Here is a 13,821-nt window from a genome sequence, read left to right on the forward strand (position 1 = left end):
GACAGCCGGAGCATGCCCTCCACACCGCGCTGCGGAGACCCGCAAGCGGATCTCGAAGCTCCACCATCCGGAGACGAAGGCCGAGGCCGAGGCCGAGCGCCTCGTCCTGCGACAGATGGGAGGGTTCTGCAACGCCCCGCTCGCCGGATACTGCACCACGAACGACGACGGCAACAGCGTCACCTACACCGTGCGGGCCCGCGCATTCTCGCCGAGCGGCACGGTTATCGATGTCCGGCAGACCGGGGAGGACGCTACGAGGACAGCGCTGGCCGTCTGCCAGGCCCTCACTCGGCATGGCGCCCTGGACCTGGCCAAGGCGGCGTAGTGGCTCGCACCAGCAACTACCACAACGACCGGCTTCGCCCCATCGAGAGCAGCCTGCCGACAGCCCGGGGCGCGTCCCGGGGAGAGCGAGATCGAGCAGCGGCCCTGGTCGCGCGGTACGCGCGGTCGCCGGACGACCGCAAAGAGCTCCTCAACGCCCTCGGTCTCGACCCGGAGCGCCGCCCGGATGCCGGTTGGACACGTGACCAACGCGTGACCAACAGCGGCCAGAAGCAGCCAGAAACACCGGGATGAGGGCCGTACTCGGCACAAGCCGTGAGAGGACGCAAAGTACATGGTCAGGGGCCATTCCTTAAACTACTCAACCCGGGGGTGGCGGCCCCGGTCGTTGCTTCGACAAGAAGCCCTCGGGCCTGGGGCGATGCCAGGCCGCACGGGCCTCCGTGACCAGCGGCACGACGCGTCGCACCACGTGGCACGACCCGCACCGTCAAGATGTGGTGGCTGTGGTGCTGGCTCAGGAACCGTCGCCGGCGTGTGCTGCGGACGGATAGGTCCACTGGACATCGGTGTCCAGGACACTCTTCTTCGCTCCCTCACCGATCACCAGGGTGAGCGCACCCCCGTCGGCCACGTGTGTGATCTGCCTGCCGTCGGCGACGGCGAGCAGACGTCCGGGGGCTTTCCCCGACCGCTCCCAGGAACCTGCGCCGGACGCGAGCGTGTAGTGGACGGCTGCGCGGTCCGCGTCCGCGAAGCACGACGTGGCGTCGACGCCCTTCTCCGCCCGGTAGACCACGTGCGCCACGCCGTCGGCGTCGAACCACGTATCGTCGACCCGGTAGCCGACACCAGGACCGTCCAGACGAGTCTGCGCGCCGGTCGCCAGGTCGAGGAGCGCCGCAGGGTAGCTGCCCTCACCGCACGAGTTGTAGGGGGGCTGTCCGTTGGGCGGTTCGACGACGGCCCGCGCGCCATCCGGGCTGACAGTCCGGACAAGGCCCGAGTAGCCGAACCGGGGCAGGTCCCTGATCTTCCGGGCCTTCGTGGGGGATTCGAGCCGGAACAAGACGCTCTGCTGGCCGAGGTCCCCGACGCGTGACACCGCGTACGCCTGGAGCCGGTCACCGTTCCAGACGTTCAGCAGCATGGTGTCGGGCGGGCCGTCATGGCCGAGGCGGTTGGGGATCTCGTCGAGGTCCTCTCGCACCGGCTCCCCACCGTTGGCGGGATACCGGACGATGTCCCCTCCACCGGAGATGAGCTCGCCGTCCAGGAAAGCGATGGTGCAGCCGAAGCACGGCCAGGAGTGCTCGACCCCGCTCTTCAGGTCACGCAACTTGATCACATCGCCGCCGGCCCCGTCCGGCCCCAGCGGGCCAGTGCCCGTCTCCAGCCACGCCACCTTGGCCGCATCCTCCGACCAGACCACCATGCCCGGTGCCGCCGCGTCACCCGTGGTCGCCAGGACCTGTGGGCGACCGCCCGGTTTGAGGAGCGCTTTGACCTCCGTCTTCGTGGTCCACGCCAGCGGCCGGAACATGGCGGTCGGCATCGGGGACCCCGTGAGTTCTGCACACCGGCGGCGAGCGGCCTCGTCCGTGAAGCTGGTTGTGGTGACACATACGTGGCGGGCCTTGTCGGAGGTAACCGAACAGGAGTCCGACTGTGCACCCTCGTCGCATCCCCAGTAGACGAGACTGACCCCCGCGGGGAGGGGTTGCGCAGGATCCACGGACACCGGGCCGGCCTCACCCTTCTTGGACTTCACGACCTTCGTGCAGTCCGTCGCTCCCTCCCCTACCAAGCAGGTGCCCTCGGGGTCACCCGGCATGTTCGCCTCCAGGACACGGGTCGCCACGGTCACCTTGACCGGCACACTCTCCGCGTCGGCCTGCTGGCTGAGGACGACCCCACCCGCCGTCACGGACGCCGCCAGACCTCCGCCGATGACCGCCTTGGCCGACACACTCATGCCTGCCTTGGTCGCCACACCGGCTTTGGTGGCCATCGCCACCGAGCCGGGGTCGGCGGGCGGCAGCGAGGACACCAGTTGGTTGCCCACCTCCTGGTTGATGTCACCGACCGAGCCGTGGTCGCCGAGGTCCGGGATGTCACTCCCGGAACCACCGGAGCCCTCGATGCCGGGTTGTGCTGCCGGGTCTGCCCCGGAGGCGGGGTCTCCACCGCACGACTGCGCGGCGGCGTCGGCGGCCGACGCATGGCCGTCGCTGCCGAGCTCCCGCCAGTAGGCGGCGGCCGAGGCGAAAGCGGCCGCCGCGAGGAGGCGTTTGCCGGAGACCAGCTTGCGAACGCCGTCCTCGTGCATCAGATAGGCCAGGATGTCCCGCAGACCCGCGCTCTCGGCAGCCGCGATGCCGCGTTCCAGGACCCGGCCCCAGGCTCCCGTACGCAGGGAACAGGCGAATACGGGCGAGGCTGCGCGCGCCAGCCGAGCGCCCTCCGCCGACCGTCCGGCCTCGGTGGCCGCGTCGATGACGGCGGTGAGCAGCGCCGTGTCCTCAACCACGGCCGCGGCCTCCGTGCCCGCCATGGAGACCCAGTGCGTCAGCTGCCGCGCGAGCGCCGCCAACTCCGCGGAGCCGGGTCTGAGTCCGGCAAGGTGGACCCCGCCGATCTCCGGCGCGAGCCGATGCCCCCGCGCCGTGGCCACGACCACACCCCGGGCCTCCAGACGATCGCATACCGCGGAGAGCCCCGTGGTCCCGTCGAGCAGGAAGGCCAGCAGCCGCATGCTCACCCCGCCGTCACGGGCGACGGCGAGGATCCCCGCGACATCGCGCTCGACGCCCGTCAGCGCGGCCAGCAGCTCCGGGAGCAGACCGTCGAGCCTGGCCGCGGGTACGAGGCGGTCCGCGGCTGCCGCGCGCAGCAGCGGCAGGGGGGCACCCGAAGTGCGCCGCCACAGCTCCTCGGCCACCGGCTCCTCGGCGGCCTCGAGCCGTCGGCCCAGCGTCTGCGACAGCAGTGTCATGGCAGCCTTGTGCCCGAGACCGCCCAGGGCGAGGGTCCCGCCCTTGCCGAGCAGGGTGCGCTGCCCGCTCGCGTACAGCAGCGCGGAGGACGGGAGTGCGTCCAGCACCGTGTCCAGGTCCTCCGCCTCGACCTCCAGATCGTCGAGGACGATGTCGGCCGTGACGTCGGCCATGAGGCGCCGCAGCTCCGTGTGGGCCGGACGGTATCCGGGGGCGTCGTAGCAGGCTTCGAAGACGTCCTGGAGCACGTCGCCGGGCTCGCGGCCCGCCGCGTCCACGAACACCACCGCGCCGCCGCGCTCGTCCGCGAGCCGGTGGGCGGCCTGGCGCAGCAGGGTGCTCTTTCCGATGCCGGCCGGCCCGTGAATCTGCCACGCGCCGTGGTCGTCCAGGCCGCTCCGCAGCTCCGCGAGTTCCCGCTCCCGGCCGACGGCGGCCTGCGGGCGCCGTGGCAGCAGCGTCATGTCCTGGCGGGCGACGGGGGCCGGGCGCTGCCCCGGCTGGACGATTTGCACGAACGACCGCTCCGCCGAGACGACCACGTTGTTGTCGCCGATCGTGACGTGCCCCCGTACACCGCTGACCTCGATCGACGTCTTCGGCCCCGGCATCAGCTCTCACCTGCGGCGGAGCCGAGGCTCTGCAGCAACTCGCCGAAGCGGGCAGCCACATCCTCCCCGGCGGCCTGTGCCAGGAGCGCCGCCGTGGGGTGCAGCAGCAGGGAAGAGACGGCACCGAGCACTGCCGGGAGCCGCTGTGCGAACCAGGCGTGCACCTTCGTCATAGTGCGGACGTCGGGTTGGTCCCCCGTGATCGACTCCTCCAGCTCTTCCAGGCGGTCCGCCGCAGCGCCCTTCTCCCGTTCCCCGGCGCCGTCGGCCTCCTCGATGAGTCCCCTTACCCGGGCGAACTCGTCTCTGAGCTCCTGCACCTGCTCGCTCGTCACCGCGCTGTCGGGTCCGGTCGGCGCCCCGATGCCGCCGGAGACCCTGTTGCGGTTGCCGACGGTCGTGTGCCCTGCGACGTTGCGCACCGTCACCTTGTACGTGGTGCCGTTCTCTTCGCCCTGCGTATCCACATGATCGACCATCAGAACTGCTCCCCCTGGACGTGTGACAGACCGCCAGCGCCACGTCCGTTGACGTGACAAGGCGTGTTCCGAGAGTAGTCAAGGGGACACGCGGATATCAGGGATTCGATGGAAGCACCGCCGCGGCCTGACGCGGCTCAGGGTCGGGGCCCGGGTCCCGGTCCGCGGGGATCCTCCGTGCCCGTGCGAGAGCAGGCGCGGGGCGTGTCGCCGGTCTTGGGCCACCGGCCACTGCGCCTGCCGCGCTCCTCTGCCGGGCCTCGGGCCACACGGGGAGGGACGTCACCGCCCCGGCCGTAACGTCATTGCACACCCTGCGCCCGCCGCTTCCCTATGCTCCGGCCCCATGAGATGCCGCCCCGTGGCCTTCGCCGCCGTGTGCACCGCCGCCGTCTGTCTCACCGGCCTCACGGCCGCCGCGCCCCTCCCGGCTTCCGACTCCCCGCTCCCCTCCCCGCTCCACTCACCGCTCCACTCACCGCTCCCCCTTTTTCCCTTCCGGTCCGAGGCCCTGACCGGGCGCGCGTTCCCGTCGCCGGGTGCCGGAGAGATCCACAGCGTGCCGGTCCCCGGCAGCGACCCGACACGGCGAACACTCCCGGCGCGCAACACCGAGCCGTTCAGCCTGGTCGGCATCACCTGGGACGATCCGGATGCGGAGCTCGCCGGCACCGCCGAAGTCCGCACCCGGGACAGCCGTACCGGCCTGTGGTCGCCCTGGCACGCGCTCGAGGTGGACGTACGGACGTCGGAGGTCCGCCCCGGGCCCGCCTCCGCCGGACTGCGGGCGGGCAGCCTGCCGCTGTGGACCGGACCGTCGGACGGGGTGCAGCTGCGCGCGCAGGGGACGGCGCTGCCCGGGGGGCTGCGCGTCGAGCTGGTGGACCCTCAGGACGGCGTCCCGGCAACGCCGTCCGCCCGCGCGCAGGCGCCGGCGGGCGCCCCGCCGATGACCATGCGGGCCGGCTGGGGCGCGGACGAGTCCAAGGTCGGTGGGCCGCCCACCTACAACTCCACCACCAAGGCGATGTTCGTCCACCACACCGCCGGGTCGAACACCTACCAGTGCGCCGACTCGCCCGCGATCGTACGGGCCGTCTTCACGTACCACGTGGCGGGCCAGGGCTGGAACGACATCGGCTACCACTTCCTGGTCGACAAGTGCGGAAGGATCTTCGAGGGCAGGGCCGGCGGCATCGACCGGCCGGTCCAGGGAGCCCACACCTACGGCTTCAACGTCGACACCAGCAGCGTGTCGGTGATCGGCGACTACAGCACTGCGGACGCCACGCCCGCGGCCCGCGACGCCGTGGCGAGGCTCGCCTCCTGGAAGCTCGGCCTCTACGGCCTGGCCGTAGACGGGACGACGACGCTCACGGCGTCCACGGACAACGGACGGTTCCGGCGAGGGGAGCGCGTCACCCTCCCGCGGCTCCCTGGGCACCGCGACGCGTACCCGACCGAGTGCCCCGGCGCCCGTCTCTACGCCGACCTGCCCGCCATCCGCAGGTCCGCGACAGCATCCGCCGACGAGCCCGGCGGCAGACCGGGCGACGCACCCGGCAACGGACCGGGCGACGGACCGGGCGACGGTGGGCCCGCGCTCTCGGAGGTGCCCTGGCCCGCGGACCCCGGGGTGGAGGCGGCGGCCGTACCGGAAGGCGCCGCGGAGCGGGACTCCGTCGGCGGTGACTTCGACGGGGACGGGGACCGTGATCTGGCGGTCGCGTTCGGCACACCGGAGGGCGCCACCGCGCTCGTCGTACTGAGCGGTCCTGAGCGCGGACGCGGGACCGCCTCGCCGACCGTCCTGATGGGCGCCGGCGGATCCGCCCTCGCCTCGGGCGACATGAACGGCGACGGGTTCGACGACCTGGCCGTGTCCACCGGGAGGGGGATCGTCACCTACCACGGTTCACCCACCGGCCTGGGCACAGCGGGGGCGCCCACGCTCGCGGTGGGCGCGAACGCCCCGGCCCTCAGCGCGCCCGACCGGGACGGCGACGGCTACGCGGATCTCCTCACCGGACCCGAGGTGATCGCGAACGGCGGGCCGCTGGGGCTCAGCGCCTCCGGGAAGAGGACGCCCGGTCCCGCCGAGTAGCCGCGGTCGCCCCACGCGTCGTCCCCGTGCTCCTCTCGGCCCGGTCGCTCCTCTCGGCCCGGTCCCTCCTCTCGGCCCGGTCGCCCCCTCGGCCCGGACCCGCCGAGCAGCCGCGGTCGCCCTTGATCCCCGGTCGCCCCCGGTCCCCCGGTCCGCCCCGGGGAAGAGGACAGCCCCACCCGCCCAGTGGCCGCCGGGCCCGCCGGAGCCCCGCCGCCAAGAGCGGAACAGCCGGCCCCGGCCGCCCGGCCGGCGACCGCGGGCCGCCGCGCTGCCCGGTTTCGGCCGGGGCGACGTCCCGGTTCGTTCCGGCCCGCCCGGATGCCCGACCGGATGCCGGACCGGCGGCCCGCCCGGATGCCCGACCGGCGGCCCCGCCCGTCGGCCTCAGCCGAGCCTGTCCGCCAGCGTGTTGAAGTCCGTCCAGGAGAGCGGCGGCGGCCCCGGGGTCCACAGCTTCTGGGCCACCGCCCGCAGCGGCATGCGGATGCCCGCCGCCACCTGGTCCTGGGTCTGCGCCTCGGCGCGGTCGCCCCAGACGGCGAGGCGGCCGCCGAGGATCTGGTCCGAGTAGCGCGCGGGGACGGGGGTCGTGCCCCGCAGCACCAGTGGTGTCCACTCCTCGTAGATGCGCCGGCCCGTCGGGTAGGCGAACTCGTTCGGCTCGCCGAGCACGTAGTAGAGGTACTCGTCGTTGAGGTTGACGACCTTGCGGCCTTCCGCCAGGTACTCCCCCGGCTGCCGGGCGCCGATCTCCTTGCCCGTCCAATACTCGACCTCGATGTCCTTGTCCGGGGCGACCACGCCGCCGCGGAAGAAGCCGTCGTTCCACGCCTTCGGCTGCTTCTGCGCGGCGCGCACCACCGAGGCCCGGTCGTTGAGCCAGCCGGTCGCCAGGTCCCGCACGGTGGCGTTGGGCCCGTACTTCGCCACGGCCGCCCGGGCCAGCCCGGGGTAGGAGGCCTGCGGGTCGCGCACGGTCAGCGCCTGGTACTCGTCGGCGCCGACGTGGAACCAGCGGCCGGGGAAGAGCTGCGCGTACTCCCGCAGCAGGTCGTCGACGATCCGCGCGGACCCCGGCTTGGAGATGTCGATGGCGCCCTGCCGGGGCACGCCCTGGACGTTGCGCAGCTGGAGTTCGGGGTGCGCCCGCAGGACCGCGCCGAGGTGCCCGGGGGAGTCGATCTCGGGGACGACGGTGATGTGCAGGCTGCGGGCGAGGGCGAGGATCCGGCGCACCTCGGCCTTGCTCAGATGGTCCTGGGAGACGACCTCGGGGTGGGTGTCGGAGGCGATCCGGAATCCCTGGTCGTCGGAGAAGTGCAGTCCGAGCATGTTGAGCTTGAGGTCGGCCATCTCGCGCAGCCGCGCCTCGAGCCAGCCGGCGGTGAAGTGCTTGCGCGCGATGTCGACGTTGAGGCCGCGCTGCGGCCGGTCGGGCCGGTCGCGGACGACGCCCTCGGGCATCGCGCCGCCGGCGCGCACGGCCTGCTTCAGGGTGCGGGTGCCGTAGAAGACCCCCGCCTCGTCCGGCCCGGTGATCCGGACGCGGTCGTCGCGCGTGGTGAGGGTGTACGACTCGGGCGCGCCGCCGCCCGCGGGGTCGAGCGACAGCTCCACGTCGCCGGCGTTCACCGGCCCGTCGCTGCGGAAGCCGGTCTTCAGCTCCCCCGCCAGCAGCCGCCCCTCGTCGGCGAGTGCCTCGCTGCCCTTGGCGACGACGACGGCGCTGCCCGCGGCCGGACGCCAGCCCGGTCCGCGGGCGGACTCGTGGTCGCGGACGGAGGGAATGGTCCGGGGCTCGCCGGACAGCGGGGAGGAGGGCTCCGGGGAAGGGGACGACTCCGGGGAGGAAGCCGCCGGGGAAGGAGCCGTCGAAGGAGCCGTCGGGGAGGAGACCGGGGCTGCCCGGTCCCGGCCGGCCCCCGGGGCCTCCGCGCCGCCGGACCCGCCGGCCGAGCAGGAGACGGCCGCCGACAGGGCCACGGCGGCAGCGACGGCGGGGGCCGCTCGCCGCATGCGCCAGGACAGCCACATCACAGAATCAACCTCCTCTTCATGGAGAAGTATGACAAACGATGGCCCATCCGTTCATTTCACCCCAGTCCGTCCATCACCCGCACTCAAACTCTCCCGTTCGGGTGAAATTCACGCACTCCTCGGCCAGTTTCTGGCGCGTCTCGATAGCGTTGCGACTCAAAGAGCCCATACTCCCCAGTCGCACCGGAGTCCACGCTGTCCCGCGAATCGCACACCGGCCTCCCGAAGCGACCGCCGGTGCTCCCTCCGGTGGTGCGGATCCCGGCCCCCGCCGAGCCGGCCTTCCCCGCATCCGCTCCGCGCCCGCGCCCGGCCCACCCGACACCCAGCCCCGCCGAGCCGGCCCACCCGGCGGCCGCTCCGCGTCCGCGTCCGGCCACCGGTGCGCCCCTGCCCGGACTGGAGCGGTTCAACGCCGCGGTCCCCACCGCCGCGACCGCCGCACTCCTGTCCTGCTGCGGAAGCCGCCGCTGGGCCCTGCGGATAGCCGCCCACCGCCCCTATCCCGACCTCGGCGCCCTCCTCGCCGCCGCGGACGAGGCAGGGTACGACCTGTCCTGCACGGATCTGCACCAGGCGCTCGCCGCCGAGTCGTCCTCCGCGCTGCACCCGACCGCCCCGGCGGCCGCGCACACCGCCCTGCGGGCCGCCCACGCCGCCTACGCGGCGAGGTTCGGCCATGCCTTCGTGATCAGCCTGGACGGCTTCCGCCCCGACGAGCAGCCCGACCAGCTGCTGGCCGGGATCCGCGCGCGGCTCGGCAACGACCCGGACGAGGAGCGGGCCGTCGCGGCCGAGGAGCTGCGCCGGCTGGCCCGGGCCAGGCTGGCGGACATGGTGGCCGGCCTGCCCGGAGAGCCCGGTTCCGGCCACCCCTGGCAGGCACCCCGAGAGACACCCCGAGAGACACCTCGGCAGGCACCCAGGCAGGCACCCCGGCAGGCACCCAGGCAGAGACCACCGCGCCCGCCGCGGGACCCGGCGCCGCACCCGCCTCGCGACCACCCGCGGGGGCCGGCCCGATAGCCCGTCCGTGCCTGTTTGATCACACCGGCGGACCCCGGGCGAGGGAACCGACAAGTCGTCGCTACGATGGCGAGGGCCGGTGGACCGTACCCGGCCGGGCCAGACCGACAGAGCTGTCACCTTGAAAGGACGCTGGCGGCCGGCTCCAATCCCCGCTCCCGGAGGGTTTTTCCGTGCCGGCTGGAACGCTGTACCGCGGCCGGGAAGGTATGTGGTCCTGGGTGGCTCACCGAGTCACCGGCGTCCTCATCTTCTTCTTCCTGTTCGTACACGTGCTGGACACCGCCCTCGTCCGCGTCTCCCCCGAGGCGTACGACGAGGTCGTCGCGACGTACAAGACGCCGATCGTCGCGCTGCTGGAGTACGGCCTCGTGGCCGCCATCCTCTTCCACGCGCTGAACGGCCTTCGCGTCATCGCCGTGGACTTCTGGTCCAAGGGCCCCCGCTACCAGAAGCAGATGCTCTGGTCCGTCGTGGGCATCTGGGTCGTCCTGATGGCGGGCGCCGTCTACCCGGTGCTCGGCCACGCCGCACGTGAACTGTTCGGGAGCTGACGCCAGACATGTCCGCTGAGACCCCTTCCGCGCCCGTCGCCGCCGATGGCGCCGCCTACGGCCCCGACAACCCCGCGCCGTACATCGAGCCGCCGCGCAAGCGGACCGGCCGGACGCCCCGGTCGACCCGGGGCAACTTCGAGATGGCCGCGTGGCTCTTCATGCGCCTGTCGGGCGTGGTCCTCGTCGTGCTGGTCATCGGCCACCTGGTGATCCAGCTCGTGCTGGACGGCGGCGTCTCCAAGATCGGCTTCGCGTTCGTCGCGGGCCGCTGGGCGTCCCCGTTCTGGCAGACCTGGGACCTGCTGATGCTGTGGCTGGCGACGCTGCACGGCGCCAACGGCCTGCGTACCGTCATCAACGACTACGCCGAGCGGCCGAACACGCGCCTGTGGCTCAAGGGCCTGCTGTACACCGCCACGGTGTTCACCATCCTTCTGGGCACGCTGGTGATCTTCACCTTCGACCCGAACATCCGCTAGGCACGGGGCTGAGGTTCCACACCATGAAGATTCACAAGTACGACACCGTCATCGTCGGCGCCGGCGGCGCCGGCATGCGCGCCGCCATCGAGGCGACGAAGCGCAGCCGCACCGCCGTCCTCACCAAGCTCTACCCGACCCGGTCCCACACGGGCGCCGCGCAGGGCGGTATGGCCGCCGCGCTGGCGAACGTGGAGGAGGACAACTGGGAGTGGCACACCTTCGACACGGTCAAGGGCGGCGACTACCTGGTCGACCAGGACGCCGCCGAGATCCTGGCGAAGGAGGCCATCGACGCCGTCCTGGACCTGGAGAAGATGGGCCTGCCGTTCAACCGGACGCCGCAGGGCACCATCGACCAGCGGCGCTTCGGCGGCCACTCCCGCAACCACGGCGAGGCCCCGGTCCGCCGGTCCTGCTACGCGGCGGACCGCACCGGGCACATGATCCTCCAGACCCTGTACCAGAACTGCGTCAAGGAGGGCGTGGAGTTCTTCAACGAGTTCTACGTCCTCGACCAGCTGATCACCGAGGTCGACGGGGTGAGGCAGTCGGCCGGAGTGGTCGCGTACGAGCTGGCCACCGGCGAGATCCACGTCTTCCAGGCGAAGTCCGTGATCTACGCCTCCGGCGGCACCGGCAAGTTCTTCAAGGTCACCTCCAACGCGCACACCCTCACCGGCGACGGCCAGGCGGCCTGCTACCGGCGCGGCCTGCCGCTGGAGGACATGGAGTTCTTCCAGTTCCACCCGACGGGCATCTGGCGCATGGGCATCCTCCTCACCGAGGGCGCCCGCGGCGAGGGCGGCATCCTCCGCAACAAGGACGGCGAGCGCTTCATGGAGAAGTACGCGCCCGTCATGAAGGACCTCGCCTCCCGCGACGTCGTCTCCCGCTCGATCTACACCGAGATCCGCGAGGGCCGCGGCTGCGGCCCCGAGGGCGACCATGTCTTCCTGGACCTGACGCACCTCCCGCCGGAGCAGCTGGACGCCAAGCTCCCCGACATCACCGAGTTCGCGCGCACCTACCTCGGCATCGAGCCCTACACGGACCCGATCCCGATCCAGCCGACCGCGCACTACGCGATGGGCGGCATCCCGACCAACGTCGAGGGCGAGGTCCTGGCGGACAACACCACCGTCGTGCCGGGCCTGTACGCCGCGGGCGAGGTCGCCTGCGTGTCCGTGCACGGCGCCAACCGGCTCGGCACCAACTCCCTCCTCGACATCAACGTCTTCGGCAAGCGCGCCGGTATCGCCGCCGCCGACTACGCGGCGGACGCCGAATGGGTCGACCTGCCGGAGGACCCGGCCGCGCTCGTCGAGGAGCAGATCGAGCGCCTGCGGAACTCCACCGGCGGCGAGCGGGTCGCCGAACTCCGCCGCGAGCTGCAGGAGACGATGGACGCCAACGTGATGGTGTTCCGTACGGAGCAGACCATCAAGACGGCGGTCGAGAAGATCACCGAGCTGCGCGAGCGCTACAGGAACGTGTCCGTCCAGGACAAGGGCAAGCGGTTCAACACAGACCTGCTGGAGGCCGTCGAGCTGGGCAACCTGCTCGACCTGGCGGAGGTCATGGCCGTCTCCGCGCTGGCCCGCAAGGAGTCGCGCGGCGGCCACTACCGCGAGGACTTCCCGAACCGCGACGACGTCAACTTCATGCGCCACACCATGGCGTACCGCGAGGTCGGCGCCGACGGCACCGAGACCGTGCGTCTCGACTACAAGCCCGTCGTCCAGACCCGCTACCAGCCGATGGAGCGTAAGTACTGATGGCTACCCCCGTACTGGACAAGGCCGAGGCCGAGGCGCAGCCCGCCTCCCCGTACATCACGGTCACCTTCCGGATCCGCCGCTTCGACCCCGAGGTCTCCGCCGAGGCCGTGTGGGAGGACTTCCGGATCGAGATCGACCCCAAGGAGCGCGTCCTCGACGGCCTCCACAAGATCAAGTGGGATGTCGACGGCACGCTGACGTTCCGGCGCTCCTGCGCCCACGGCATCTGCGGCTCCGACGCGATGCGGATCAACGGCAAGAACAGGCTCGCCTGCAAGACGCTGATCAAGGACATCAACCCGGACAAGCCCATCACGATCGAGGCCATAAAGGGCCTGACGGTCCTCAAGGACCTGATCGTGGACATGGAGCCGTTCTTCCAGGCGTACCGGGACGTCATGCCGTTCCTGGTCACCACCGGCAACGAGCCGACGCGCGAGCGGTTGCAGTCGGCCGAGGACCGCGAGCGGTTCGACGACACCACCAAGTGCATCCTGTGCGCCGCGTGCACGTCGTCCTGCCCGGTGTTCTGGAACGACGGGCAGTACTTCGGCCCCGCGGCCATCGTCAACGCGCACCGCTTCATCTTCGACTCGCGTGACGAGGCGGGCGAGCAGCGCCTGGAGATCCTCAACGACAAGGACGGCGTGTGGCGCTGCCGCACGACGTTCAACTGCACGGACGCCTGCCCTCGCGGCATCGAGGTCACCAAGGCGATCCAGGAGGTCAAGCGCGCGCTGATCACCCGCCGCTTCTGACCGCGCAGTAAGACCCTCCGTCAAGGGCCCGTTTCTGTACGCTCGCAGTACGGAAAGCGGGCCCTTGCCCGCTGTTTCCGGCACGCGTGCTTCTGCCATGCCGGCTTCTGTGTGTGTGATGGTGATGTGATGCGAGAGCGGGGACCGATGAACCAGCCGAACCCCTGTCAGGACGGCCGCGGCCACCAGGACGGCCGCGACTACCAGTGGGGCCCGACGTACCCGCAGGACGCGGCCGAGTACGGCCGCGGCTTCGCCCAGGCACCGCTCGCGCCGCTGGGCGGCCAGGGCGCGCCGGGTCTTCCGGGCGCACCGCTGCTGATGATCGGCGACATCACCGTCGTCCAGGACTCCGTCATGACCCCGAACGGGACGCTGCCCCTCAAAGGGGCGGTGTGGAATGTGACGGACCTGTCCCGCACCGAGGAGAAGACCCCCACGCACGCCGTCGTGCTGGCGGTGGTCTTCTCCGTCTTCTGCCTCCTCGGGCTGCTCTTCCTGCTGATGAAGGAGCGGCGGACGACCGGCTTCGTCCAGGTCGGCGTCGCCGGCGGCGGACGCCACCACACCACCATGATCCCGGCGACCGGCCCGGACACCCTGTACTGGGTGATGGGGCAGGTCGCCCATGCACGCCTGCTGAGCGCGTAGCTCTCCCTCCTGCTCCGTCGGGGGCGGTCACGGCCCTCAGGCGTGCGCCCC

Annotated in this window: 12 protein-coding genes; 9 read left to right on the forward strand and 3 right to left on the reverse strand. The window is 71.8% G+C overall.

Features of this window, described 5'->3' with window-relative positions; translation table 11 throughout:
• Positions 1 to 115: 115 nt before the first annotated feature.
• Positions 116 to 328 (forward strand): hypothetical protein, encoded by a 213-nt coding sequence (locus tag SCWH03_RS28940; protein ID WP_254076678.1) that lies wholly within the window; start codon positions 116 to 118, stop codon positions 326 to 328.
• Positions 328 to 582, forward strand: coding sequence for a hypothetical protein (locus SCWH03_RS28945; protein WP_254076679.1), 255 nt, complete (start codon positions 328 to 330; stop codon positions 580 to 582). The genes SCWH03_RS28940 and SCWH03_RS28945 overlap by 1 nt, the downstream gene beginning before the upstream one ends.
• Before the next feature lie 223 nt (positions 583 to 805).
• Here the strand turns inward: SCWH03_RS28945 and SCWH03_RS10740 are convergent, their stop codons facing one another.
• Together SCWH03_RS10740 and SCWH03_RS10745 are read right to left on the reverse strand one after the other, a co-directional pair.
• Positions 806 to 3,895 carry an ATP-binding protein gene (locus SCWH03_RS10740; RefSeq protein ID WP_173263946.1) on the reverse strand — a complete coding sequence of 1,030 codons (3,090 nt, stop codon included), beginning with the start codon at positions 3,893 to 3,895 and terminating at the stop codon, positions 806 to 808.
• Positions 3,895 to 4,374, reverse strand: coding sequence for a hypothetical protein (locus tag SCWH03_RS10745; protein WP_173263947.1), 480 nt, complete (start codon positions 4,372 to 4,374; stop codon positions 3,895 to 3,897). The genes SCWH03_RS10740 and SCWH03_RS10745 overlap by 1 nt, the downstream gene beginning before the upstream one ends.
• Positions 4,375 to 4,720: 346 nt before the next feature.
• Here SCWH03_RS10745 and SCWH03_RS10750 point away from each other — a divergent pair, with 346 nt between their 5' ends.
• Complete coding sequence (locus SCWH03_RS10750; protein WP_254076680.1) at positions 4,721 to 6,478, forward strand: N-acetylmuramoyl-L-alanine amidase; 1,758 nt, start codon at positions 4,721 to 4,723, stop codon at positions 6,476 to 6,478.
• Positions 6,479 to 6,865: 387 nt separating this feature from the next.
• On the opposite strand, the gene SCWH03_RS10755 is transcribed toward SCWH03_RS10750, so the two are convergent.
• Positions 6,866 to 8,497, reverse strand: a complete 1,632-nt coding sequence (locus SCWH03_RS10755; protein ID WP_173264178.1) for a beta-N-acetylhexosaminidase — start codon at positions 8,495 to 8,497, stop codon at positions 6,866 to 6,868.
• Between the two features lie 270 nt (positions 8,498 to 8,767).
• On the opposite strand from SCWH03_RS10755, the gene SCWH03_RS28950 reads away from it, so the two are divergent.
• The 6 genes from SCWH03_RS28950 (at position 8,768) to SCWH03_RS10785 (ending at position 13,770) form a co-directional block, all read left to right on the forward strand.
• The gene (locus tag SCWH03_RS28950) at positions 8,768 to 9,544 is read left to right on the forward strand and encodes a 2-oxo-4-hydroxy-4-carboxy-5-ureidoimidazoline decarboxylase (RefSeq protein ID WP_371872650.1); all 777 of its coding nucleotides are present in this window, start codon (positions 8,768 to 8,770) and stop codon (positions 9,542 to 9,544) included.
• 173 nt (positions 9,545 to 9,717) lie between these two features.
• Positions 9,718 to 10,098: a succinate dehydrogenase, cytochrome b556 subunit gene (gene sdhC / locus SCWH03_RS10765; protein ID WP_173263948.1), complete on the forward strand. Its 381-nt coding sequence runs from the start codon at positions 9,718 to 9,720 to the stop codon at positions 10,096 to 10,098.
• Between the two features lie 8 nt (positions 10,099 to 10,106).
• A complete protein-coding gene (locus SCWH03_RS10770) occupies positions 10,107 to 10,580 on the forward strand; it encodes a succinate dehydrogenase hydrophobic membrane anchor subunit (RefSeq protein WP_173263949.1) in 474 nt (157 codons plus the stop codon).
• Between the two features lie 23 nt (positions 10,581 to 10,603).
• The gene (gene sdhA, locus SCWH03_RS10775) at positions 10,604 to 12,358 is read left to right on the forward strand and encodes a succinate dehydrogenase flavoprotein subunit (RefSeq protein WP_173263950.1); all 1,755 of its coding nucleotides are present in this window, start codon (positions 10,604 to 10,606) and stop codon (positions 12,356 to 12,358) included.
• A complete protein-coding gene (locus tag SCWH03_RS10780) occupies positions 12,358 to 13,119 on the forward strand; it encodes a succinate dehydrogenase iron-sulfur subunit (RefSeq protein ID WP_173263951.1) in 762 nt (253 codons plus the stop codon). Before sdhA ends, SCWH03_RS10780 begins: the two co-directional genes overlap by 1 nt.
• A 147-nt stretch (positions 13,120 to 13,266) precedes the next feature.
• Positions 13,267 to 13,770 carry a hypothetical protein gene (locus SCWH03_RS10785; RefSeq protein WP_173264180.1) on the forward strand — a complete coding sequence of 168 codons (504 nt, stop codon included), beginning with the start codon at positions 13,267 to 13,269 and terminating at the stop codon, positions 13,768 to 13,770.
• The last annotated feature ends 51 nt before the right edge of the window (positions 13,771 to 13,821 follow it).

Origin of the sequence: Streptomyces pacificus, assembly GCF_011766325.1 — a bacterium.
In the GTDB taxonomy this organism is placed as follows: Bacteria; Actinomycetota; Actinomycetes; order Streptomycetales; family Streptomycetaceae; genus Streptomyces; species Streptomyces pacificus.